Genomic DNA, 24,557 nt, shown 5'->3' on the forward strand with positions numbered 1-24,557 from the left:
CTGTCAGACTAATTCTGAACTCGTCTCCGTTTGTCGCTCCACCAAGTCTTCAAATCGTGCCAAGTTGGCGCCACTCGGCGAGAGCCGCGGCGCGTAAGGTCTTAAATTAGCTTCGGCTGTAGTGCTGTCGTTCCTGATTGAAGTGATTGTGGATGGGAGAGTGAACGGCGGCGAATTTCTGCAAACATCGCATTTGCCGAAACCTCAGCATGGCACGTTCTCGTCGTCGAAACGGAAGGTGAGAATTCTCAATACGGTTGTTGAGCCACCTGCCCGTTTTCTGCTTCTCAGTATTTCCTATGTCTCTCATAGCAACGCCATAAGTCCGTAGATTATCGGTAACTATTTCCTGAGGGCTTCCGTATCTACGCATAGATTTCCTAAGGAATTTCAATGCTGCCTTACGGTCTCGGCGCTTAGTGACATAGCTTTCAAGCACCTCCCCTTCATGATCAACAGCGCACCACATGTAATGCCGCACGCCTTTCACTTTCACGAAGACCTCGTCCAGGTGCCATTGCCAATTCGAGCTGGATTTCAATCTGTCCGCTCTTCGCTTCCTGATTTCAGAAGCAAACAGCGGACCAAATCTATTCCACCAATAACGGATCGTTTCATGGCTAACATCGATCCCCCGCTCATGCAGGAGGTCTTCCACATTACGAAGAGACAGAGGGAACCGCACATAGAGCATGACCGCTAAGCGGATCACCTCTGGGCTCGTCTTGAAGTATCGAAATGGAGAGCGCCTGGTCATCCCAAAACGCTAACCACGTACCCTACCCTGCTCAAGGCCGTTTAGTCTTACAGTGCCTTGTCATCGATATCCGCACCGAGGCCATCGGCGGGGTTATTCAAGATCTGATCACCCCCACCAAAGAGGAGGCCGCTTGATCATGACCACTCCTAACAGCATCCAAATCTTTGTCCCCCTCACCATTCGGAAGCGCAGCGGGCGGCCGAGGATCGTTCCACCGGGCAACATCACTCAGGAACCCGCGGAGTCTGGCGAATGTTGCAACCTTCTCCGCGCCATTGGACTTGCTTAGTCATGGCGGCGCAGGCTCGGCTCCGGTGAATTTGAGACCGCGAAGGATCTTGCGGCCGCTATCGGCAATCACGAGCGTTACGTCACCCGGCATTTGCGGCTGACCTATCTTGCGCCCGAGGTTCTGCGGAGGCTCGTTTACGGTCGGGAGGTTCCGAGCATTACGATACGGGAGATGACCGATTTGGTGACGGCGAGTTGGGAAAAGCAGGAAGAGGTGGTATTTGGGGAGTAAGGGCGGAGAGCATGCGTAATTGGGCTGACCCTACTCAAAGGTCGAGCTCCCGTTAAGATCGCAGCATTGCTGTGAGAAGAGGGAGACAGAAAATGGAATACTTCGTTGGTTTGGATGTGTCGCTTCGGTCTTGCGCGCTTTGCATTTTGGACGGTCGTGGCAAGGTTTGCATGGAGCGAGAGCTCCCGTGTGAGGTCGATGAAATCGTCAATTGCCTGAACGCGTTCGGCCACCCGATAGTGCGGATCGGCTTTGAGGCTGGTGCGCTGAGCCAGTACCTCTTCTTCGGCCTGAAAGACAAGGGCTTCGAGATCGTGTGCATGGAGGCTCGCCAGGTCAGTGCTGCACTTTCAGCGATGCGGAATAAGACTGACAAGACGGACGCGAAAGGCATTGCTCAGATTTTGCGGACGGGTTGGTTCAGCCCGGTGCATATGAAGAGCCGAGAGGCGCACGGGCTACGGGCTCTGCTGAGCACCAGAAAGGCCTTGTTGAAGAAAACAATGGACTTGGCAAACGAAGTGCGTGGTTTGCTGAAGATATTTGGTGTTCGCCTTCCCCGGACCGTTAAGCACGGTAGCTTCGACGATCTCGTTAGGCCCATGATCGAGATGGATGAAGTTCTCGCGCATGCGGTCATTCCGTTGCTCGATGCACGTGCCGTCCTATTCCAGCATTATCTTGAACTGGATCGACGGGTGAAGCATGCGGCGTCGCAAGACGAGGTCTGTATGCGGATGATGACGGTGCCTGGTGTGGGCCCGATCGCGGCTCTCACATTCAAAGCAGCGGTCGATGACCCCAATCGGTTCAAACGTTCTCGCACAGTAGCCGCGCACTTTGGCCTCACGCCGAGGCGATACCAGTCCGGCGAACATGACAACCCAGGTCGTATCTCCAAGGCCGGTGATCAGAATGTCCGAGCGACGCTTTACGCTGCTGCAAATGCGTTGCTCATGCGAACGATGGCCGGATCGCAGATAAAGTCATGGGGCATGCGCCTAATGCGCACCAAAGGTCGGCGTCGAGCCGTTGTGGCCGTCGCCCGTAAACTCGCCGTTCTTCTCCATCGAATGTGGATCGACGGCACAGAATTCCGTCAGGAAAAAGTGGGAGGCCAGGCATGACCCAATAGCCCACCACCTGACCTGAACGGGATCGTCCATCCGGACGAGGTGTGTGGATGAAGCCGAAAATGTCTGCTGCGCAACTTGAAGCGCGCCGGAAAGCGGGGCTCTCCACTACCAATCCGACGCATGCATGCAGCGGCGCCCTTCGAACGCCAATCCAGACTGCGAAGAGAAGCGTGACCCGGAAAAACGATCCTTCTGACGAATGAAAGAAAACGAGCTTGACCAAGATGCCCAATTAGAGAAGCGGTCATTGACTCAAGGGGCAGCCAATGACCGCTTTCAGCATTTACATCAGTCCGCTTGTTCTGCACCTCCAGCGTCTTTTTCGATCGTAGCGGCGACAGGGGCAGAGCCATCAAGTTGGAGGGATACGGAGACGTGTTTGCCAGCTTGGCTGAGCCATCTTCGATGCTATCACGAAGCGGCAACGTATTTTCTTCACGCGAATTGGCAGATGTAACTGAGGCGGGTGGTGTCGGCGATACCAGTCTTCGTTTCTTTGACAGTGACGGTAAAACGGTAAAGACACCGTTGGATGATCGGGTTATCGGCATGACACTTGACGAACTTGCAAAGGTAGATCGCGTGATGGCCTTAGCTGGTGGGGAAAGCAAGACTGACGCCATTCGCGGGGCTCTGCGTACCGGCGTCATCGACCTGCTAATCACCGACAGGTTCACTGCCGAGCGTCTTATTGGGGAAGAGTACCAGGTAAACGCAGTCGAATAGTCTGAGCTATTGTCTGAGCATGCTTACGCAACGACATCGGCGGAATGCGGTCTTCGCTGTGCTTTGAAGCAATTCCACAATACTCTAAAAGAAATCAAATGCTCTCGCCCAAGACGTACAAATTTTCTACATCTAAAATATCGACTTAAACTCCCCCAAAGCGGTGCTTTCATGTGTAAACGGTGCCGTTTCAAAGGATCACGCGAGCACTTGGCAATCCTACTGCGGTGAACGGAGCGGCATATACCGCGCCATCCACGTCATTTGGTTCCGCCAGCCCTTCGCGTGCCGTCGTGACAAATAGTGTGTCAAACTCTACCCCACCAAATGTAGGACAAGAAGTGTGGCTGGCTGGAAAAGAAACAGACCGCAGAAACGTTCCATTGGGACTATAGCAGGCTACACGAGATGCGCCCCATTGCGCAGACCAGAGGTTTCCATCACGATCGGTAACTGCACCGTCGGGGTTGAGGCCGTGTTCACGAAGGTCAACAAACACATCTGGAGTGCCAACAGGCCATCCCTCTGTGTCTAATGACACGCTCATAATCTGGCCAGATATCGTATCAGCAAAGTAGGCGGTTTTACCTTTTGGGCAAAAACAAATAGAGTTCGTTATTGTGAGATCCGTGTAAAGGCGCTTCAGTTCACCTCTATAAAAACGCCATATAGATCCTGCACCTTTTTCAGCATTCTTGCCCATAGTTCCTATCCAAAAACCACCAAAAGGGTCAGCGCGTCCATCGTTTGATCTTGTGACATCATCATCAGCTTCAAGATTTGTAACGAACGAAAGATTGCCGGTCTCAAGATCCAAAATGGACAAGGCAATCTCTGATGCGACCAGTAAACTATTGTCGTCGACAATGGCCGCAGCACTAGTCAAATGATCAAACTCAAAAACCGAAACGTGACCATCGAGAGTTCTTTCAAACAGCTTCCGGTTCATTATGTCGAACCAAAATAGGCTTTGCCGGCCATCGTGCCACAAGGCGCCCTCACCAAGTTCACAAGGTGTCGGATCGAACATCATTGGACAGCATCCCACGCATCCACAATTTCACGTGCCTTACGGGCAATTACAGTAGTGCTATCCCCCGGCTTATAGATTGAAGACCCAATGCCGAAACCTGCAGCGCCAGAACGGATCCAGTCGCCCATATTTTGGGCCGATACGCCGCCAACAGCGAACAATGGCACCTCCTGCGGAATTACCGCTCTCATTGCTTTTAGACCAACTGGCCCAATCACTTCACCCGGGAACAATTTCAGACCATCAGCCCCAGACGCCAGAGCAGAAAACACTTCTGTCGGTGTCATGATCCCCGGGAAACTCAGCATATTTGCAGCCTTTGTTGCCCTAATGACTGATGGATCGTTATTTGGCGACACTATTAGTCGCGCACCGGTTGCAGCAACCTGCGCAACTTGCGACACCGAAATCACTGTACCGGCTCCGATTAGTGCCTCTTCACCAAACTGTTTCTGCATTCTGGCAATACTGGAAATCGGATCTGGTGAGTTGAGCGGAACTTCAATCTTGGTCACACCCGCATCTATTAATACTGCCGCGACTTCCAAAGCCTCATCTGGAGTTATTCCGCGCAGAATGGCAATAATATTTCTTGTCATAAAGTATCCTTAAGGTTCGACCAAGCCGCACATAATCCTGCGAGCGTGGCGTCTTCCCCTGACATTACGGAAGATGCCGCACCGATGCCCTGCAACGCTTCGTGATACAACGCGAACAAACGTGGAGCACCAATCACCATGACTTCATGTTCATCCCAATACCGCTTCGCACTTGCAAGTTCCCAACCGATCAAGAGCCCTGACAACCGATCACCAGCTTTCTCGCGCGTCAAATCTCCAACAAGTCCACCCGCACGCAGTTGGAAAAGCCTGCCGAAACTGGCTGTTGGATCGGCCAGCGCCTCCTTGACGGCCCTCATGAACTCGGCGGGATCATTTCCATCCCCAACAGAGTGCCGCAACACAGACTGATTACTCAAAAGAGAATACAACTCACCCGTCATAAAACTCTGAAAACTGATTATCTCACCATCTTCAACTCGCACCCATTTTGTATGTGTACCAGGCAAACAAACCGTCCCGGAAAAGGTGGGCAATCTCTTTAAAAGGCCTGCGATCTGGGTCTCTTCACCCCGCATAACATCGGGTGGGTCCATCTGCTTAACACCGCTGACAATCCAGACATCCTGACCAGGCACGGCAACCAGATGAGGCGAAACTAAAGTAGGCGTGGCCGTGTAAGGTGCTTCACGCCAACCCTGACGCGAACCGACCATTCCGCAAGCAATAACCGGCGCCTTGCCCCATCCATCAATAACTCGCGCAAGAACCGCGGGATACTGATCCGGCTTGAGAACTCCCATCCCATCAGTAGATGACCGACTTTCGAGAATCCTGTCGCCATCCATCGCCCAGATCCTGAGATTGGTGGTACCCCAGTCTGCGGCTATCCATTCGGGGCGGATCATACCCGCTCTCCTTCAACAACCCAAATGGACTGGGGGAAACATTTTGGCAAGGACAAGCCCTGTTGCATTAGGAACCGGCCGGACAGGACTACAGGTGCGGTCGACAGTGTCACACCTTTGCGCGAGGCCGGATTGTTACCAACCGAGTCCAGCAGAGCGACTTTATACATCGCATCGACTTCCAACCCAGACAGACGTAAGGGACGCGGCAGAACCTGCGCCGAGGTACCCGTTTGTCCGACAAACACAATAAACCGGCTACCATCAGCCGCTCGCTGTAGTTCCGCCGTGACCTCGGGATCGACCGAATCGAGACGCAAGATGTCTGCGGCAATGGTCCAGTTGCGGTTGGTCTTCCACCACGCAGTAACGTCTTTCAGAACGACCGCTTCGTCATCGGTTAATTCGCGGGGGTCCATTTCGAAACCCATATGTCGCTGCGCAGCAACCCAGGCCCGCACATGAATATCGATCACCCGGCCTGAAGTATGGCAATGGCGCGGCCCCACGTGGCTACCGGTAACGGCCATCGGAAGGAAAAGAGCAGCTTCGTGCTGGATGCGGAGCCGCTCAATCGCGTCATTACTATCCGACAGCCAGACCCGCTGGGTCCGGCCGAGAATCCCAAAATCAATTCGTCCACCGCCCGAAGAACAGCTTTCGATCTCAACTTCAGGGAAATCACACCCAAGACGTTCCAACAACTCCCAAGTGCCCTCAGCCTGTGCGGCGTCGGGGTAGGGAAGAACGCGGTTGTGGTCCCATTTGATATAATCAACGTCGTAAACCGACAGTACCGCGGCGATCTTTCTATATAAATATTCAACCACCGCGGGATTCGACATATCCAGAACAAGCTGCTGCCTACCCGTAATCTGGTCAGCATCCCCCAGCGCCCAGTCGGGGTGCGCTCGATAAAGATCACTGTCAGGATTGACCATCTCGGGTTCGAACCAGATTCCGAAAGTCATGCCCAGTGATTTGACATGACTGACAAGCGGATCAAGACCATCGGGATATTTGCGCGCATCGATGTCCCAATCACCCAGCGAACTGGTGTCATCATCTCGTCGCCCGAACCAGCCATCGTCCAGTACGAACCGTTCCGCGCCAAGTGCGGCAGCCCGCTCTGCAATCTCTTTCAGTTCGTCGAGCTTGTGATCGAAATAGATCGCTTCCCAGCAGTTATAATGTACAGGACGCGGACGGTCGGGATGCGGCCAACGCACGACATGATCCCGCAAGTGGCGCTGGAATGCGACGGCACAGCCGTTCATGCCATCCTCGGACCTCGCCGCAAACACCGTGGCCGAAGCGAAAGACGTGCCCGTCGCAAGGTGTGTTCCAGGCGCATGGCCGAACTGGATCTGCCTGCGTCCATCGGGCAACTCCTCGGCCACCATACGGTGCCCTCCGGACCAACCGTAATGGAATGCCACCACCTCGCCAGCCGTGTTTCGCGCATCACCGACCGGCAGAATAATCGCGGGGAAATATTCATGTCCTGTGCGGCCGGTGCGATTATCCCGCAAGCGCGCGCCCGGTGTCCAGGGGGTATCGACCCGCTGGAACTCGCCACACCAGCGGCCGGAAAAATCGATCATCCTGTCGGCCAGTTGCGGTGCTGGGAAAACAGGCGCAGCCAGCCAATCCAGCCAAATCGGAGAGAGAGAGCCAATCTCCGACCGCGCCTCGATCACGCTGGTCGAATGGACCAACGTGAAGACCGCCCGATAGGTCAACCCTAGCGCTGCATCCCTTGCCGTCACCGTCAGGGTGTCATCTGTATTGTCCACAGACTCCAGAGCGAAACGTGGGCGCAGCGGCGTTCCGTCTTCGGAGCGGATCGCTAGACCGGGCTGACCGGAAAAGCTTTGCGAGACCTCTGGACAGATTGACAGGTCCGGCGACCGGTCCAGCATACCGCTGGTCACATCAAGGCGCGTAGCTTGCGCTAGCACCGCCAGATCCTCGCCTTTGGGAAGTTTCCCGCCCCAATAGACGACCGAGGGCATTCGCCCGTCTTCCGACGCCAAAACCAGCGTCTGGCGTTGGTCTTCGAGTTTCCAGACCTGCATCATTTCACGGCTCCAAGGGTCAGGCCCGCAATAAAGTGGCGCTGCATAAGGAAGAACATCAGAACCGGCGGCAGCGCGGCAAGGATCGACCCCGCCGACACAAGGTGCCACGCGGCAATCCATTGTCCGTTCAGACTGTTCAGACCTGCCGTGATCGGTTGGGTCGCAGCACCGGTGGTCAGAACCATCGCCCAGAAAAAGTCGTTCCAGATGAAGGTGAACACCAGCACCGAAAGCGCCGCGATTGCCGGCCGCATCAGCGGCATCACGACATGGCGGAAAATCTGCCATTCGCTGACACCCTCGACGCGGGCCGCCTCGACCAGTTCGAACGGCAGCGCCTTGATGAAGTTGCGCATGAACAGCGTACAGAAACCGGTCTGGAACGCGATGTGGAACAGCGCAAGTCCCATGGTAGTGTTGTACATGCCCATGCTGACGGTCAGGTCACGGACCGGCACCATCAGGATCTGGGACGGAACAAAGTTCCCTGCCACGAAAATGAAGAACAGGATCAGGTTCGACTTGAACTTGTAGATTGCCAAGGCAAAACCGGTCAGGCACGACAGGCCGACCGCTCCGATCACGGTCGGGATCGTCACCTTGAAGCTATTGAGCAGATAGCGCTCCAAATCGGTGTTGCGGAACACAGTCAGGTAGTTGTCGAACGCCAACCGAGACGGGATGCCAAAGTAGTTCCCCGCAGCAAGGTCGCCAGACGGGCGGATCGACGTCATGGCCACGCCAAGTAACGGCAAAAGCCACAGGACCAACATCACCGGAAGCGCGATCTTATAAGCCACCTTCGACGCAGGCGACATGCTCTGAATGGGACGCGGAAACATCAGCGCACTCCTTTTTCGTCGCGCCACATCTTCCAGATGAAGCCCGAAATGAAGATAATCATGATGGCGAACAGAACAACGGCAATGGCCGCACCATAGCCCATACGGTAGCCGTATTCGGACAGGGCCTGTTCATACATGAAATAGGACAGGACGCGGCTCGACCCGAAGGGACCGCCGGACGTCATAATGGAAACAAGGTCAAAGCTGCGCAACGCGCCGATCACCGTCACCACAATCGCGATAAAGGTCGCGGGGCGCAGTTGCGGGATCACAACGTACCAGAGCATCCTCCATCCCTTGGCACCGTCCAGACGCGCGGCCTCGATCTGGTCGGACGCAACGGCGTTCAGGCCGGTCAGATACAGGATCATACAATAGGCGATCTGCGGCCAGAGGCCCGCCGCGATAATGCCATAGGTGACAAGGTTCTCGTCCGCCAGAATAGCGACGCCCTGCCCGGTCACCAGTTCGATCAGTTTATACAAAAGACCGAAGCCCGGGGCATAGAACCACGAAAAGATCAAGCCGACGACAACTTGCGAAATCACGAACGGGAAGAAGAACAGCGATTTGTAAATGCGGATACCGCGGACGGTCTGGTTAAGAAACAGAGCAATCATCAGCCCCGCTGGAACCGACAGCATGTATAGTACAAGCCAAATGATGTTGTTTTTCAGGCTAGTGTAAAACGCATCGTCGTCCAGAAGTTCTAGATAATTCGCGATACCGATCCATTTGGCGTCACTCAGCCCGTCCCAATCATAGAAAGACACCCAGAGCGACTGGAAAATCGGGATAATCACATAAAAGAGGAACATCGCCATACCGGGGGCCAAAAAAAGCCACGGCGCAAACGCACGAGGCCGCCGGCGGGAATTTAGGGAATCGGTTGAAGCGGACATTCTTGGACTTTCTCCCAGTCGTCTTGAAGGCCGGAGGGCAGCCAAAACCACCCTCCGTTATTGCTTTTATTGATAGACGCGGACTCGTACTTTTTCGAGGCGCTCAAGGATATCATCTAGACGTTCCGGCTTGACCATGAATTCCTGGAAGCCTTCCATACCTGCCTTTGCCATTTCAGCCGGAGCATCACGATCAAAGAACTGGGCGATGCCGCCGTCTGCGGTCGAGAGCATCTCGAAGCCAGCAGCAAGGTAGGGATCGTCACCCACGCTTGAACCGCTATTAATAGGCAACTGACCGAGGGTACCGTTCATCTTGGTCTGCACTTCCGACGAAGCAAGGAAGGCAAGGAACAGTTTAGCGTCTTCGACGTTCTTGGCACCGGCCGGAATGTGAATGGTGTCGGTCGGAGCTTCTTCGGCGCGTGCCAGACCCGGGGTGATTTCCGGGAACTGCATAAAGCCGAGATTGTCGTTGGTCAGACCACCGTCTTTGAACGCGGCCACGGCAAAGTTGCCAATGACGTAGTTCGCAGCCGATCCTTGAACGATGTTCGACACAGCATCCTGCCAGTCAATCGCGGCGTGGTTTGCAGTGGTATACGGCAGAACCTTGGCCCATTCGGCAAAGACGGCCTTCACGCGATCATCGGTCCACGCGATGTCGCCGCTGGTCAGCTGCATGTGGAAGTCGTAACCGTTGGTGCGCAGGTCGAGGTAGTCAAAGATACCGGCGATCGGCCAGAGGGCCTTGGAACCGGTGGTCAGACAGTCGATGCCAGCCGCCTGGAACTTTTCACAAGCCGAGATGAAATCATCCCAGGTCTTGATCGAGGCAGCGTCCACGCCTGCTTTCGCGTAAGCGTCTTTGTTGTAGTAGATGCCCCACTGGTAGTAGGTATAAGGCACGCCCCACTGCTTGCCATCGATGGTCATCGACGACAGAGCCGAACCAAGGCTCTCGTACAGTCCATTTTCCGCCCAGACGTCGGAAACGTCGATGAACTGACCTACTTCAACGAACGGACGCATACGGTTACCGGCGTACCAGTTGGCAAGGTCAGGGCTGTCTGCGGTCAGGAAGTTGCGGATCGCGGTCTTGTAGCCTTCGTGGTCGAAGGTGTTCACGACAACGTCGATCTCCGGGTAGGCGGCCTCGAAATCAGCCACCAACTGTTCAAACGCGGCCTTCGGCGCAGGATCCGACGCATCCGTGTTGAACACAAGTGTACGCTGCTCTGCGAGTGCCGGAACAGCGACCGAAGCTATCAGCGCAGCTACGGCAAAAGTTTTCATCGCTTTCATCATTATCCTCCCTTGATGATCCATGATTCAATATGCTAGGTTTCACATTATGGAACCAAATTTTGGATATTGAAACATTGTCGCGAATCAACCAAGCTGTCAACAGTCAAATGGAGGGGAGCCATGGCTGACGCCGATCCACAGAAATCGAAACAGGATGGAACCGTAGGCCGTACGCTTGCGGTGCTGGACCTTGTTGCGGAATTAGGGCGCCCCGTCCGGTTTTCGGAACTGATGCCCAAGGCCGGCCTGCCGAAAGCAACGCTTTTCCGTTTCATCCAGTCGCTGACCAATCAGGGCATGTTGAACTATGACGAGGATCGGCAGACCTATGCGCCGGGCCTGCGACTAGTGCGTCTGGCCCATGCTGCGTGGGCGCAAAGCAGCCTTGCCCCGATTGCCGCGCCGGATCTGGATGCCCTGTCGGCAGCCACCGGCGAAACCATCCACCTTGCCCAGTTGGATCAGGGAATGGTGCTATACGTGGACAAGCGGAACGCCAAACGCCCTGTCGAGATGTTCTCGCAATCGGGCAAGATCGGCCCCGCCTATTGCACAGGCGTCGGCAAGGCGATGCTGGCCCACCTGCCCGAAGAGAAACTCGCCGATGCCATTTCGCGCCAGTCGTTCCACCGCTTTACCGCGAACACACTGACCACCGACGAAAGCCTGCGGGCCGAACTTGCCAACATCCGCGCCCGTGGGTTCGCGTGGGATGACGAAGAACACGAAATGGGTATCCGCTGCATCGCCGCTCCGATATTGTCGTCTGCCGGTCGGATCATGGGCGCGCTATCCATCACGACCGCCGACGCATCAGACCGCGCGCGACTGATGTCCTACGCACCGCTCGTGCGCGAAACCGCCGCCAAAATTGCCGACGCCGCCAATGCCTGGCGGTTCCCGGAACAGAAATAATACGCTTGGGAGGACATTAAGTGTCAGGAGTAACGCTCAGAAATATCGTCAAACGATTTGGCGAGGTCGAAGTGATCCACGGGGTCGATCTGGACATCGAACATGGCGAGTTCTGCGTTTTCGTCGGGCCTTCGGGCTGCGGCAAATCCACATTGCTGCGTATGATTGCCGGACTTGAAACCACGACGGACGGTCAGGTCGAGATCGGCGGGGATAATGTCACCCACGCGGATGCCGCCGACCGTGGCGTTGCCATGGTGTTCCAGACCTATGCTTTGTACCCTCATATGACGGTGCGCGAAAACATGGGTTTCGGCCTTAAAATGACCGGCCATCCCAAAGCGGAGATCAAGTCCAAAGTTGATGAAGCCGCGCGTATCCTGAAACTTGACCCGCTGATGGATCGCAAACCGGCCGCACTTTCGGGTGGCCAGCGCCAGCGCGTTGCCATCGGTCGCGCTATTGTCCGCGGCCCCAAGGTGTTCCTGTTCGACGAACCCCTGTCGAACCTTGATGCGGAACTGCGCGTGGAAATGCGGACCGAGATCGCCCGCCTGCACCGCGAAATCGGCGCGACGATGATCTATGTAACCCACGACCAGGTCGAAGCGATGACCATGGCCGACAAAATCGTCGTCCTGCGCGCGGGCCATATCGAACAGGTCGGCGCACCGATGCAGCTGTATGAAGATCCCGACAACAAATTTGTGGCCGGGTTCATCGGTTCGCCATCGATGAACTTTCTCAAAGGTCAGGCCTTGAAAGGTGCCGTCAACGTCGCTGCCTTCGATGCCTCTTTCCCAACCGCGATCACGCTTCCTGAAGCCGGGGCCGATATAACCGTGGGCCTACGCCCCGAATTACTGACCGTGACCAACGACGGCTCCATGACCGTTGAACTGGTCGAGGCACTCGGCGGTGTGTCCTACATCCACCTACGTGCCGCGACGGGAGAAACACTGATCGTCGAGGATCGCACAAAGGCCGCCGTCAAAATGGGGGATCGCATGGGTGTCACATTCGATCCCGCGCGCGCCTATCTGTTCGACGCGAAAACCGAACTGCGGTTGCGCTGATGTCGCTCCGAATCGGGCTGGTCGGCCTTGGCACCATCGCGCGAGCACAGCACCTGCCTGCCATCGCCGCGACGGATGGTATCGACCTTTGCGCGGTCGCAAGCCGCAACGCGACAGCAGACGTACAAAGCTATACCAACATCCATACGATGCTGGCGATTGAGCCGTCGTTGAACGCGATCACGCTGTGCACCCCGCCTCAGGGCAGGTTCGAACAAGCTATGGCGGCGCTGGAGTCTGGCCGTCATCTGATGCTGGAAAAGCCCCCGGGCGCGACCCTTTCCGAGTTGGACGCCCTACGCCGTGAAGCCGTCCGCCAGGGCGTGACGCTCTTCGCGACATGGCATTCGCGCGAAGCAGCAGCGGTTCCTTTTGTCAGATCGTGGCTGGCAGGCAAAACAATCCGCTCCATCCATATCGATTGGCGCGAGGACGTGCGCAAATGGCATCCTGGACAGGAATGGATCTGGCAAGCAGGCGGCCTGGGGGTCTTTGATCCTGGCATCAACGCCCTGTCCATCCTGACAGCCCTCGTCAAAGATGTCTTAATGACAAAAGCGGACCTCTACGTCCCTATCGGTCGCCAAACCCCAATTGCAGCAGACCTTGTGATGAAATCGGGCTCTACCCCGATCACTGCGAATTTTGACTGGCGGGAAACCGGCGACGAGTTCTGGCGGATCACGTTCGAGACAACCGAAGGCACCCTCGTTCTGGATCAGGGTGGTGCGTTTGCAAGCATCGACGGTGTAATTGTCGCGCAAGGAGAGAACCGCGAATATGCGGGACTTTACGCGCGCTTTCGCGACCTCATTGCAGCGGGCCAAAGCGATGTCGATCTGTCTCCATTTACCCTTGTCGCGGATGCGTTCCTGAGTGGAGCTTACCATCTGACCGACCCATTCACCGACTGATCGGAGACCCAAATGAAAATCACGTCTATCGAAACCTTTATCGTCCCGCCGCGCTGGTGCTTTGTCAAAATCAACACAGACGAAGGCATTTGCGGATGGGGTGAACCCGTTCTAGAAGGCCGCGCGCAGACTGTTGCCGCTTGCGTGGACGAAATGTCGGACTACCTCATCGGCAAAGACCCTACGTTTATTCAGGATCACTGGACGGTCATGTATCGAGCCGGTTTCTATCGCGGCGGCGGCATCCATATGTCAGCCATCGCGGGGATCGATCAGGCGCTCTGGGATATCAAAGGCAAGGCCCTCGGCGTGCCGGTCCATGCACTTCTGGGTGGCCAACAGCGGGACAAGATCCGCGTCTATAGCTGGATCGGCGGCGACCGTCCGGGCGATACGGCCCGTATGGCCCGCGAATGTGCGGATCGTGGCTTCACCGCTGTGAAAATGAACGGGACCGAAGAACTCCAGATCATCGACACCTACGACAAGGTCGATCAGGTTCTGGAACGTGTTCAGGCGATTCGCGACGAGATGGGACAAGATTTCGGAATCGGCATCGATTTCCACGGTCGCGTACACCGTCCGATGGCAAAGGTGCTGACCAAGGAACTCGAACCGTTCCGCCTGATGTTCATCGAAGAACCGGTGCTGTCCGAACATGTCGAAGCGCTGAAAGAAATCGCCAACCATTGTTCGACCCCGATCGCCTTGGGCGAGCGGCTTTATTCGCGCTGGGATTTCAAGACCATCCTCCAGCAAGGCTATGTGGACATCATCCAACCCGACCCGAGCCACTCGGGCGGTATCACAGAAACCTTCAAGATCGCCGCAATGGCAGAAGCACATGATGTGGCAGTCGCGCTCCATTGTCCCCTTGGGCCCATCGCGCTTGCGGCCAACCTGCAACTGGATGCCGTCTGCTACAACGCGTTCATTCAGGAACAGTCGTTGGGCATCCACTACAATCAGGGTTCGGATCTGTTGGATTACATCGTGGATCGCAGCGTGTTTGAGTACAAGGACGGCTTTGTCGCGATCCCGCAGGGACCGGGCCTTGGCATCGAAGTAAACGAAGAGAAAGTCCGCCGCGCGGCCACAGAAGGCCACCGCTGGCGCAACCCCGTCTGGCGCCATGCCGACGGCAGCTTTGCAGAATGGTGATATGATGCGTGCCGAAACAAAACTGAACGACGACTGGACGTTTGCCTGCGGTTTTGACGCAGCTTGGACAACGCAACCGGTCAGCGGCGAAAGCGTGACACTCCCCCACAACGCAGTCGACCTGCCGCTGAACTATTTCGACGAAACCTCCTATTGGAAGACATTCACCTACCAGCGGGTGATCGACAACATGTCGGATATGGTCGCAGAGCTTCGCTTTGACGCAGCGATGGCCGATGCGCATGTTTGGGTCAACGGCGAACTGGTCACGCGTCACCGCGATGGCTACACCCCATTCACCGTGCCACTGGTGCAAGGCCGCAACCTTGTCACGGTGCGGATCGACGGATCGGAAAATCCGAAAATCCCGCCGTTCGGAGGTCGGATCGACTACCTGACCTACGCGGGCATCTACCGCGATTGCTGGCTTTGCGAATTTCCCGCGTCGCGTATCCGGAGCGTCAAGATCGAAACGCCGGATGTGCTCGCCGCCACCAAAACCGTGCGAGTGCTGGTCGATACCGATGAAGAGGCGACCGTCACGATCTGCGATGCGGAAGGCATTGCAATCGGTCAAGCGACCGGCAACGGCACCGTGACGATCACCGGCCTCGCGGCCCGCCTGTGGTCCACCACTGATCCGGCGCTTTACACGGCCGAAGTGGCGATCCCCTCGGGCGATCGGGTGATCGAACGGTTTGGTTTCCGGTCAGTCGAATGGACCCCGAACGGATTCCTTTTGAATGGCGAACCGCTGAAACTGCGCGGCCTGAACCGCCACCAGTCGTTCCCCTATTCCGGCTATGCCCAAGGCAAGCGGTCGCAGGAAAAGGACGCCGAGATCCTGAAATACGATCTGGCGTGCAACATCGTGCGCACCTCGCATTATCCTCAAAGCCATTACTTCCTGGATCGCTGTGACGAAATCGGCCTCCTCGTGTTCGAGGAAATCCCTGGCTGGCAGCACATCGGCGGCGAAAGCTGGAAGGATGAATCGGTGGCCAACGTCGAACGGATGATCCGGCGCGACTGGAACCACCCGTCGATCATCATCTGGGGCGTCCGCATCAACGAAAGCCCCGATGACCACGATTTCTATATCCGCACCAACGTCGCCGCCAAGGCACTGGACACCACCCGACCGACCGGCGGCGTGCGCTGCATTCCGGATAGCGAACTGCTTGAAGACGTTTACACAATGAACGACTTCGTGCTTGGCGAATTCGAGATGCCGGGCAACAACCGCCCGCGCACTCCGCTGCGCGGCCAAAAGGAAGTAACAGGTCTGGATCGCAACGTTCCTTATCTTGTCACCGAATATAACGGTCACATGTATCCGACCAAAGCGGGCGATCCCGAAGAGCGTCAGACCGAACACGTGCTGCGGCACGCCGATGTTCTCAACGCGGCGATGGGCGACGACCGGATTGCGGGCTGCATCGGCTGGTGCATGTTCGACTATAACACCCACAAGGATTTCGGCGCGGGCGACCGTATCTGCCATCACGGCGTGATGACGATTTTCCGCGAACCGAAATTTGCGGCCTATGTCTATGCCAGTCAGAAAGCCCCATCCGAAGGCATCGTGATGGAACCCGTCACCGTCTGGGCGCGTGGGGAACGCAACATTGGCGGCGTGTTGCCATTGGTGATCCTCACAAACTGCGACGAGGTCGAACTGTCCTATGCCAACGTTGTCAAACGCGTCGGCCCTGATCGCGAACGGTTCCCGCATCTCGAGCACCCGCCGGTTATCATCGACGATCGCCACTTCTCGGCCGAGGAACTGGGCAGTTGGGGGCAAAGCTGGCACGCAGGCCGCGTCACCGGTTTCGTAGACGGCAAAGCGGTCGCGGAACATGTCTATCCTGCCGACAACCTGCCGCAAAGGCTGATTGTTGCGCCCGATGTCACCGAAGCCGCAGCCGAGGATGGCGAAATCCGTGTGATTGTCCGCGCACTCGATCAGGCGGGCCACAAATTGATGTTCCTGAACGATCCAGTCACGGTCACGCTGGACGGCCCTGCCACGCTGATCGGCCCCGAGACCACCGTTCTTGCCGGTGGGACAGCCGGTTTCTGGCTTCGCCCAACCGGCGCGGGTACCGTCACGATCACGGTGAAAACCCCGCGCTTTGATCCCGTCGAAACGCAAATCGTCCTTCACTAAAACAAAGATGCCGGACCAAGGTTCCGGCATCTTTGTTCAAAACGCCATCGTCGCGGTGACGGCCCGTTTCCATCGGCCGTATCTGGCGTCGCGATCCTGACTGTCCATCACCGGTACAAACTGCCGGTCCCGCGCCCAGGATGCCGCGAAACCGGTGGGCGATGGATAGATGCCGGCCTTGTAACCGGCCAGCCATGCCGCTCCTTTTGCGGTGGTTTCCAGCACGGTTGGCCGGTCGACCGGCACATCGATAATATCGGCCACGAACTGCATCGTGAAATCCGACGCGCTCATCCCACCATCGACCCGCAGCGTAGTCCGCCCGTCGCCACCCCAATCGGTCTTCATCGCCTCGAGCAGGTCACGGGTCTGAAAGCCCACACTTTCCAGCGCAGCCCGAGCGAATTCCGCAGGGCCGGAATTGCGGGTCAACCCCAACACGGCGCCACGGCATTCGGCATTCCAATAGGGCGCGCCCAGTCCGGTAAAGGCAGGGACAAGCATCACCCCCTGCTCTAAATCGGCCTGTTCGGCAAGCGGCTGGGTTTCTTTTGCATCACGGATGATCTTCAAACCGTCGCGAAGCCACTGAACAGCCGCACCGGCGATAAAGATCGACCCTTCGAGGGCGTAGGTAGTCTTGCCGTCTATCTGATAGGCAATCGTAGTAAGGAGTCGGTTGTTCGACCGCACTGGAACAGACCCCGTATTCAAAAGCGCAAAGCACCCCGTGCCATAGGTCGACTTCATCATACCCGGCTCGAAGCAGGCCTGCCCGACAGTCGCCGCCTGCTGATCGCCCGCAATGCCCGTGATCGGAATCGATCTCCCAAATAGGTCGGCACGGGTTTCACCAAAGTCGGCCGCGCAATCCAGAACCTCGGGCAGCATATCAATTGGCACGCCGAGGCTGTCGCAAATTGTTTTTGACCACCGACCATTGCGGATATCGTAAAGCATTGTACGAGCTGCGTTCGTGGCGTCCGTGACATGGCGTTTGCCGCCTGTCAGGTTCCAGACCAGCCAGCTGTCCACAGTGCCAAAGGCCAACTCGCCCTTCTCTGCTCGCGCCCTTGCACCATCAACATTGTCGAGGATCCACGACAGTTTTGTGCCGGAAAAGTAAGGGTCCAAGAGTAAACCGGTCCGGTCTGTTACCGTCTCCTCAAACCCTTCGGCACGCAGTCCGGCACAGAATTGCACGGTCCGGCGGTCTTGCCAGACGATAGCGTTGTAGACCGGTTTGCCGGTTTTGCGGTCCCAGACCAGCGTGGTTTCGCGTTGGTTGGTCAACCCGATCGAGGCCACATCCCCAATAGAGATACCAGCCCGTTCGATGGCCGCACGGCATGTTGCAGCCGTGGTCGCCCAAAGATCAGCAGGATCATGTTCGACCCAACCGCTCGCCGGATAGATCTGCGGAAACTCTTCCTGCGCCGAGGCAACCACGGACAAGGCCTGATTGAACACAATCGCCCGCGTAGAGGTCGTGCCCTGATCAATCGCCAAAATGAATGTCATTTTTCCTCCCTCAACCACGCCTCCAGAGCAGCTATTTCTCCGGCTGTCATGCGCAAGCCCAGTTTACTCCGCCGCCAGAGAATGTCTTCGGCGGTTTGGGCAAATTCATGCTCGATTAGCCAGATCACCTCTGCTTCTGTCAGACTCGCGCCGAAATTCCGACCCAGATCTTCGGCAGTCTCCGCACCAGCCAGGATATCCTGCGCCTCTGTGCCATAGGCCCGAACCAACCGCCGCGCCCAGCGATCATCCAGGAACTCGAACCGCGCCAAGAGGTCCGCGACCAGAGCATCGAACTCGTCGGCATCAAAATCGCCGCCCGCCAGGGGAACACCAGCAGTCCAAGGTCGATTATGTTGCTGCAAACACTCATTTATCTGCTCAAGTGCACTTTCCGCCAGACGCCGGTAGGTGGTGATTTTACCACCGAAAATATTCAGAACCGGCGCACCGTTACGATCCACTCGCAGGGTATAGTCGCGGGTGGCGGCTGTCGCGCTGCTGGCCCCGTCATCATAAAGCGGCCGCACACCGGAATAGGTCCAGACGACGTCACCAGGAGTGATCTGCTTTTCGAAATAGCCGTTCGCAAACCCGATCAGATAGTCCCGCTCGGCTTCTGTGCAGACCGCCGGATCGTTAGCATCGGCATGTTCGGCATCGGTCGTGCCAATCAAAGTAAAATCGGTTTCATAGGGAATTGCGAAGATGATCCGTCCATCCTGACCCTGAAAGAAGTAACATTTATCGTGGTCATAGAGTTTGCGTGTGACGATATGGCTCCCGCGTACGAGCCTGACGTTGTCTTTTGTTTCCAGCCGCGCGACGTTGTGGATCACGTTGCCAACCCATGGACCGGCGGCATTCACCAGCATCCGCGCATAATGGATAGCGGTTGCCCCATTTTCGTTATTGCTCGTTTCGATGCGCCAAAGATCGCCTTCGCGCACCGCCGAAACCACTTTGGTCCGCGTCAGTATCATCGCACCACGCATTTCGGCATCTCGGGCATTAAGCGCGACGAGCCGTGAATCCTCGACCCAGCAATCCGAATATTCATAGGCCTTTTCGAACCGCGCATTCAGCGGGGCACCTTCGGCTGTGCCCTGCAGACCTATCGTCTTAGTCCCCAGCAGAACCTCGCGCCCACCCAGATTGTCGTAGAGGAACAACCCCAATCGGATCAGCCAACCGGGTCGCCGCCCCTTCATCCATGGCATGACCAATCGCAACAGCCGCGACGCAGGCGTATCGGACTCGAACAGCATATCTTTATGATAAGGCAACACAAATCGCATGGCCCAACTGATATGCGGCATAGCCTTCAAGAGGATTTCCCGTTCGATGAGCGCCTCTTTCACCAGACGGAATTCGAAATATTCCAGGTAGCGCAGCCCGCCATGAAACAGCTTCGTCGAAGCCGACGAGGTTGCCGACGCAAGATCGTCCATTTCGGCCAGGGTCACAGAATACCCACGTCCCGAAGCATCCCGCGCAATCCCGCACCCATTGATGCCACCCCCGATGATGAACAGGTCGGTCACTTGTTCGGACTGTTGGTCCATGAGAATCCCCCAAATGCGCGAATTTGTTCGCTTTATCTTCAGCAGAGGAGCGCTACGCAACTGAATTTTCGGTTTTATTCTAATTCGACGCTAAAAAATTGCGATTCCGGTTGCATTCGACATTATCTTTGGCTTTCTGAAGGGATAAGCCCACAACTCGAAAGCACACGAACCCATGTCGCAGACGTTTCGTCATCCTGAAATGCTCGAGATCGCCCGCCGTGACGGCAAAGTCACCGTCGACGGGCTAGCCGCACATTTCGGAGTGACATTGCAAACCATCCGGCGCGACCTCACCTATCTGGCCGAGGCAGGGCAATTGGAACGGGTGCATGGTGGCGCGGTACTGCCATCGGGGACAACGAACATCGGTTATGAAGAACGCAGGGTCCTGAATTCCAGCACCAAACAGGCGATTGCCCGCACCTGCGCGAGCCACATTCCGAACGATATCTCGCTTTTCCTCAATATAGGCACCTCGACCGAGGCTGTTGCGCGTGAATTGATGAACCACCGCAATCTGATGGTGGTAACCAATAATATGAACGTGGCGAATATTCTGGTGGCAAACCCGCATTGCGAAATCCTTGTCACAGGCGGTAGCCTGCGCAGGGCCGATGGCGGGTTGATCGGCAATCTGGCCGCCGACACGATTCGGCAATTCAAATTCGATTTGGCCGTGATAGGGTGTTCGGCTCTTGATGCGGACGGAGACCTGTTGGACTTCGACATCCAGGAGGTAAGCGTTAGCCAGACCATCATCCGGCAATCGCGCAAAACGTTTCTGGTCGCCGATCACACCAAATTCGTTCGCAGTGCACCAGCACGGATAGCCTCACTTTCTGCTATCGATACCCTCTTTACTGATCACCCACTTGCATCAGAACTGGCTACGTCATGCGAATCATGGGGCACAACCGTCGCCTATGCGTCCTAATACTTTTATTGGGGTAGCTTCAGTGTCGTAACGGCTCTGTTCTCAAAAGAGTTAATTTGAGGCGACACGATAGATCGAAAACATGCTCAACAAATATGAAAAGTCCCGACTTTCGCTACGGACGGCACGAACGGCCGCTACGTACCCAAGGCCATAAATTTTCCTCAATATAGCCAAACCATTCGCTAATTTTATTGGATCGATTGGCAAGGACTTTTAATCTAAAACTTTAGTAAAATAAGATTTCCCCAAGATGCTAATAATAAACAACTTTTGACCAACGACCTCAAACCCACGAGGTTCGTTGGTTTTGAGACAAATCGACGGTTGAGAACGATTTTGACCAAATATTTGTTCTCAGCAGCCCCTTGAGCGCCGCTAAGTCCCTTTGGATACAAAAGGAAATTTCGACAAGCGCATTTAGTTGTAAGTTTTGTAAAGGGGAAATGGCGGTGGCAACAAGATTCGAACCAGAGGTTCTTTGGTGACCCAAAAGTAATTCACCGGCTCGCTTAATTTCCGAGGGGCCTGTTGACCTCCCTATAGGACACCCCATCGCTAGCCAAAGTCAGCGGCCCGAACCACTCGCAACGCGGCTCTTCCAGAAGGACCCGTAGGGCTCGTGAGAGGGGCGCTAGAGAGGCAAGCTGTAATCTTAGCCACCCGCCATCGACCCACACACCACACGCACCAGAGAGCCGCTACGCGCCGCTCAGGCAAGCCATTAAATTCGGCCCGATAAAAGCAACTGGTGACCGCCCTCTCCCTCTATCAAAGCGAAGAATGTCAGAGGGGATTTTAGTCTCGAGATGCGCCAATATTTTCTTTCGGCGATCTAAACTCTCCACGCCCGCAGATTTCCAAATTGGTGAACGCAACGTCAGCTGGCCACCCACATCAATCTTCTGGACCTTCACCTGACGAGCAATCTCAAAAAAGACCATCAACCAATCCGGCACAATATGATGACACCCATCTAAATGCAGACATAGGTAACGGGCTGAAGTTCTGTAAGGACGAGCCATCTGGAGAGACCCTTATATAATTAAGGTTAAGTAATTGAGTAAGTTACACCGGGTCGGAAGGTTTCGGCCTACCCTTGGGCCGAAACCAGCCTTTGTGTGCACTTACTCGAGAAGCCGTGAGACCTGCGCGAACATCGCCTCACCACGCTCGTCGGAATATCGGTCTGGGTAACTGATCGCCTCGACATCCACCCGACAGGGATACTCAGCGCCTAAAACAATTCGGGAAGCTTCAACCATCAAATTACAGGTTTCCCGAACAACCCGCTCCTGATCTCCCAAAGAATATCCAACCAAGAACGCGTCATGGACAGGACAACAGACCTCGATACCTGCCTCTGTCAGCAGACACGCCGCCAAACGCATGATATCAGCTCCGGTTGATTGCATCGGCCAATTCAGCAAGCTTCTCTCATTTGGATCAGGGTCATCAGCTAACTTGATCTCCCAACCCAACGGGGTGCGCAAAGTGTCTTGCATTAACGCGTGAAGCTGATTTCTTTCGGCCCAAGCCCAGAACTCCCGATAAGTCATCTTGTGACTTTGCAGTAACCCACGCGCTTGAACGACATGAATGCCACCTGCGCCCGCCATTGCTTCAGCACCCATGCCATATCCAACACCCAGCACAATTTGCTTGCACTGATTACGGATATCTTTGTGGGTTGCCTTCGTTGCCCCCTCGGGCGCCAGTCCAGCCTGTATGGCGAATGCCATGTAAGGGTCGCCTGAGCTGTATGCCGCCCACATGTTTTGATCGCCACTCAAAGCTGCCGCGATTGCAATCTCCTGACTGGAGTAGTCCACATAGGCTAAGCCGCGCCCTGGAGCAGGCTTAATCAACGACCGAAGCCATGCCGCATTCCCAAAGATGAAGCGAGTGGTTGACGGCTGGTTGCGCCCGGTCTTCGACCCGAAGGGGCCAAGTAACGTCCGGTTGCGCCCATCCTTGCCGACAGCAAGCTTAAGGGTCTGCATTTGCGACATTGTCTTCCGCAATTCACGTAAAGCGCGTAGCTGAGGATGCTTCAACGCTAGATCGCGAAACGTTGCATCATCTAACTTAGGCTTTCCATTTGCGGTGCGAGGCCAAGAAATAGCCTGCGTTTTTAGCCACGCTTCAAACAAAGATGTCTTAAAGACGGCGCCTTGATACACACCATAGTCCTTGTCAACTTCGGCAATCAGGCGATCTTTTAAGGAAGGCCAACGTTCTACGAGCTGCGCGTGAAGCCCTACATCCATTGGGACACCAGCATGCTCCATGCGCGCGACAGCTGCTGTGTATCGACCCCTAAACAAAGCTTGCCCAAGCTTTACCTCTGTTGGGGCAAAAATGGGCCACATTTTCAAGAAGAGCTTTGCCGTGATCTCTACATCTGCTGCACAATAATCGAGGATAGATTTACGTTCCTGCTCGCTCCAAGGTCCGCCCCTTAAGATGAGGTCTCGCATCGCAGTCTTTTCCGAAGCTTCCATCGCACTGATACCAAAGCTCTTACAAGCATTGATGAGCCCATTGCCCCGAGCAAGAGCAACCCGGCCATTCATGTGTAAACGGTATTCAGCATATAGATCGATAATACGCTCAGGTATGTCCCATCCCAGCTGCAAGAAGCAGCCCCATTCGGCAGATGCAAAGTAGCCAACGAACAGATGCTCCGGACCGGTTGGTAAGGGACATTCATCGAGGTCATCTATCCAATATTGTTCCGTGGTGTTGGTGGTGACATTCGTCACCACCATGCAAACCGGAGTTGGGCGTTCACCGTCATTTGCTATGAACTCAAAGTCCAACACAAAGATCGATTTATAGATTTGCATCCAGTCCATTAGTCGCGCCCCAGCAGCTTGCGTATGAGCGGATGCTGATCACTACGAATGATCTTCTCTTCTCCAAAACCCAACTCGATTAATTGTGCCATCGTAAGGTCTGGCCAGACTGGGTCAGGCTCCGCTCCAGCGGTGTGCACTGTATAGCAACCCTCTTGCATATTGGCCGAAAGGCGCACCCATTTCGAAAGAGCGAGCTCAAGTCCCTTCAAAGCCGTCTCATTCCACAGATTGGTTCGCATTGGGCTGTCGTCTACAACGCGCGGTGCGAGCCAGAGGAACGGTATGCCCATCTTGTCTACACACAGAACGAGAAGTTTCGGTGTGGTTTCCTCAGCATATTGAAACGCGATGTTTGGCATGACGAGATACTCGTCCTTCATGCCACCACTGTCGTCTGCAATAACACTTACCGGAATACGATAAATCTCATCTGGGTGAGCGCGGAAGAAGGAAGATTTTTTAGGCTTACCAACGCGAACATGGGTCAGTTCTTTTTTGATACCATCGCCAGTAATTCCTAAGCTGTCACTGACACGGAATTGTTCTGGGTCAAACGGATTTGCGTGGTGGTCGATAGACATAAATGTCCCTCCGTTAAGGTTAAGTTTTCCGTCCATCCAACTGTTTCAGTTGAATTTTCACGGAACGTTAAAGT

21 protein-coding genes are annotated in these 24,557 nt (G+C 55.5%); 8 read left to right on the top strand and 13 right to left on the bottom strand.

The genetic code is table 11. The features are described 5' to 3' along the window. Window positions 1–106: 106 nt before the first annotated feature. On the bottom strand, window positions 107–757 hold the full coding sequence (locus tag QWY83_RS09260) for an IS6 family transposase (RefSeq protein WP_067551571.1): 651 nt from the start codon (window positions 755–757) through the stop codon (window positions 107–109). Between the two features lie 618 nt (window positions 758–1,375). Between QWY83_RS09260 and QWY83_RS09265 the strand changes: the two genes are divergently transcribed. Both QWY83_RS09265 and QWY83_RS09270 read left to right on the top strand, forming a co-directional pair. Continuing rightward, window positions 1,376–2,410: an IS110 family RNA-guided transposase gene (locus QWY83_RS09265; protein ID WP_067551574.1), complete on the top strand. Its 1,035-nt coding sequence runs from the start codon at window positions 1,376–1,378 to the stop codon at window positions 2,408–2,410. A gap of 414 nt (window positions 2,411–2,824) precedes the next feature. Beyond that, window positions 2,825–3,145, top strand: coding sequence for a sugar-binding domain-containing protein (locus QWY83_RS09270; protein WP_232230429.1), 321 nt, complete (start codon window positions 2,825–2,827; stop codon window positions 3,143–3,145). Window positions 3,146–3,335: 190 nt separating this feature from the next. Here the strand turns inward: QWY83_RS09270 and QWY83_RS09275 are convergent, their stop codons facing one another. From QWY83_RS09275 to QWY83_RS09305, 7 genes are all read right to left on the bottom strand, one after another. Further along, entirely contained in the window at window positions 3,336–4,178 is an 843-nt protein-coding gene (locus tag QWY83_RS09275) for an SMP-30/gluconolactonase/LRE family protein (RefSeq protein ID WP_067551579.1), read from the bottom strand. After that, on the bottom strand, window positions 4,175–4,777 hold the full coding sequence (locus QWY83_RS09280; RefSeq protein WP_067551582.1) for a 2-dehydro-3-deoxy-6-phosphogalactonate aldolase: 603 nt from the start codon (window positions 4,775–4,777) through the stop codon (window positions 4,175–4,177). Before QWY83_RS09280 ends, QWY83_RS09275 begins: the two co-directional genes overlap by 4 nt. Next, window positions 4,774–5,646 carry a 2-dehydro-3-deoxygalactonokinase gene (locus tag QWY83_RS09285; protein WP_067551586.1) on the bottom strand — a complete coding sequence of 291 codons (873 nt, stop codon included), beginning with the start codon at window positions 5,644–5,646 and terminating at the stop codon, window positions 4,774–4,776. The genes QWY83_RS09280 and QWY83_RS09285 overlap by 4 nt, the downstream gene beginning before the upstream one ends. Continuing rightward, window positions 5,643–7,727: an alpha-galactosidase gene (locus QWY83_RS09290; RefSeq protein WP_249945197.1), complete on the bottom strand. Its 2,085-nt coding sequence runs from the start codon at window positions 7,725–7,727 to the stop codon at window positions 5,643–5,645. The genes QWY83_RS09285 and QWY83_RS09290 overlap by 4 nt, the downstream gene beginning before the upstream one ends. Next, on the bottom strand, window positions 7,724–8,569 hold the full coding sequence (locus QWY83_RS09295; RefSeq protein WP_067551591.1) for a carbohydrate ABC transporter permease: 846 nt from the start codon (window positions 8,567–8,569) through the stop codon (window positions 7,724–7,726). The genes QWY83_RS09290 and QWY83_RS09295 overlap by 4 nt, the downstream gene beginning before the upstream one ends. Further along, window positions 8,569–9,474: a carbohydrate ABC transporter permease gene (locus tag QWY83_RS09300; RefSeq protein ID WP_067551594.1), complete on the bottom strand. Its 906-nt coding sequence runs from the start codon at window positions 9,472–9,474 to the stop codon at window positions 8,569–8,571. The genes QWY83_RS09295 and QWY83_RS09300 overlap by 1 nt, the downstream gene beginning before the upstream one ends. A 66-nt stretch (window positions 9,475–9,540) precedes the next feature. Then, window positions 9,541–10,779, bottom strand: coding sequence for an ABC transporter substrate-binding protein (locus QWY83_RS09305; RefSeq protein WP_156529614.1), 1,239 nt, complete (start codon window positions 10,777–10,779; stop codon window positions 9,541–9,543). A 123-nt stretch (window positions 10,780–10,902) separates the two neighbouring features. Between QWY83_RS09305 and QWY83_RS09310 the strand changes: the two genes are divergently transcribed. Genes QWY83_RS09310 through QWY83_RS09330 form a run of 5 tightly spaced genes read left to right on the top strand, consistent with a single transcriptional unit; the run spans window position 10,903 to window position 17,018 of the window. Then, complete coding sequence (locus tag QWY83_RS09310; protein ID WP_067551600.1) at window positions 10,903–11,697, top strand: IclR family transcriptional regulator; 795 nt, start codon at window positions 10,903–10,905, stop codon at window positions 11,695–11,697. Between the two features lie 20 nt (window positions 11,698–11,717). Further along, a complete protein-coding gene (locus QWY83_RS09315) occupies window positions 11,718–12,773 on the top strand; it encodes an ABC transporter ATP-binding protein (RefSeq protein WP_067551603.1) in 1,056 nt (351 codons plus the stop codon). After that, window positions 12,773–13,687: a Gfo/Idh/MocA family protein gene (locus tag QWY83_RS09320; protein ID WP_067551606.1), complete on the top strand. Its 915-nt coding sequence runs from the start codon at window positions 12,773–12,775 to the stop codon at window positions 13,685–13,687. The genes QWY83_RS09315 and QWY83_RS09320 overlap by 1 nt, the downstream gene beginning before the upstream one ends. 12 nt (window positions 13,688–13,699) lie before the next feature. Next, window positions 13,700–14,848, top strand: a complete 1,149-nt coding sequence (gene dgoD / locus QWY83_RS09325; protein ID WP_067551608.1) for a galactonate dehydratase — start codon at window positions 13,700–13,702, stop codon at window positions 14,846–14,848. Further along, window positions 14,820–17,018: a glycoside hydrolase family 2 protein gene (locus tag QWY83_RS09330; protein ID WP_232230430.1), complete on the top strand. Its 2,199-nt coding sequence runs from the start codon at window positions 14,820–14,822 to the stop codon at window positions 17,016–17,018. The genes dgoD and QWY83_RS09330 overlap by 29 nt, the downstream gene beginning before the upstream one ends. A 36-nt stretch (window positions 17,019–17,054) precedes the next feature. Here QWY83_RS09330 and glpK read toward each other — a convergent pair whose 3' ends face one another. Both glpK and glpD read right to left on the bottom strand, forming a co-directional pair. Next, window positions 17,055–18,539: a glycerol kinase GlpK gene (gene glpK, locus QWY83_RS09335; RefSeq protein WP_067551611.1), complete on the bottom strand. Its 1,485-nt coding sequence runs from the start codon at window positions 18,537–18,539 to the stop codon at window positions 17,055–17,057. After that, the gene (gene glpD / locus QWY83_RS09340; RefSeq protein ID WP_067551614.1) at window positions 18,536–20,104 is read right to left on the bottom strand and encodes a glycerol-3-phosphate dehydrogenase; all 1,569 of its coding nucleotides are present in this window, start codon (window positions 20,102–20,104) and stop codon (window positions 18,536–18,538) included. Before glpD ends, glpK begins: the two co-directional genes overlap by 4 nt. Window positions 20,105–20,279: 175 nt before the next feature. Here glpD and QWY83_RS09345 point away from each other — a divergent pair, with 175 nt between their 5' ends. Beyond that, window positions 20,280–21,041 carry a DeoR/GlpR family DNA-binding transcription regulator gene (locus QWY83_RS09345; RefSeq protein WP_067551617.1) on the top strand — a complete coding sequence of 254 codons (762 nt, stop codon included), beginning with the start codon at window positions 20,280–20,282 and terminating at the stop codon, window positions 21,039–21,041. Window positions 21,042–21,742: 701 nt separating this feature from the next. Here the strand turns inward: QWY83_RS09345 and QWY83_RS09350 are convergent. The 3 genes from QWY83_RS09350 to QWY83_RS09360 form a co-directional block, all read right to left on the bottom strand. Continuing rightward, window positions 21,743–22,066, bottom strand: a complete 324-nt coding sequence (locus QWY83_RS09350) for a hypothetical protein (protein ID WP_249945196.1) — start codon at window positions 22,064–22,066, stop codon at window positions 21,743–21,745. 102 nt (window positions 22,067–22,168) lie between these two features. Further along, window positions 22,169–23,899 (bottom strand): DNA polymerase, encoded by a 1,731-nt coding sequence (locus tag QWY83_RS09355; protein WP_249945195.1) that lies wholly within the window; start codon window positions 23,897–23,899, stop codon window positions 22,169–22,171. After that, the gene (locus QWY83_RS09360) at window positions 23,899–24,519 is read right to left on the bottom strand and encodes a hypothetical protein (RefSeq protein ID WP_249945194.1); all 621 of its coding nucleotides are present in this window, start codon (window positions 24,517–24,519) and stop codon (window positions 23,899–23,901) included. The genes QWY83_RS09355 and QWY83_RS09360 overlap by 1 nt, the downstream gene beginning before the upstream one ends. Window positions 24,520–24,557 lie beyond the last annotated feature (38 nt).

This window comes from Marivivens donghaensis, from assembly GCF_030410045.1.
GTDB classification, from domain to species: domain Bacteria; phylum Pseudomonadota; class Alphaproteobacteria; order Rhodobacterales; family Rhodobacteraceae; genus Marivivens; species Marivivens donghaensis.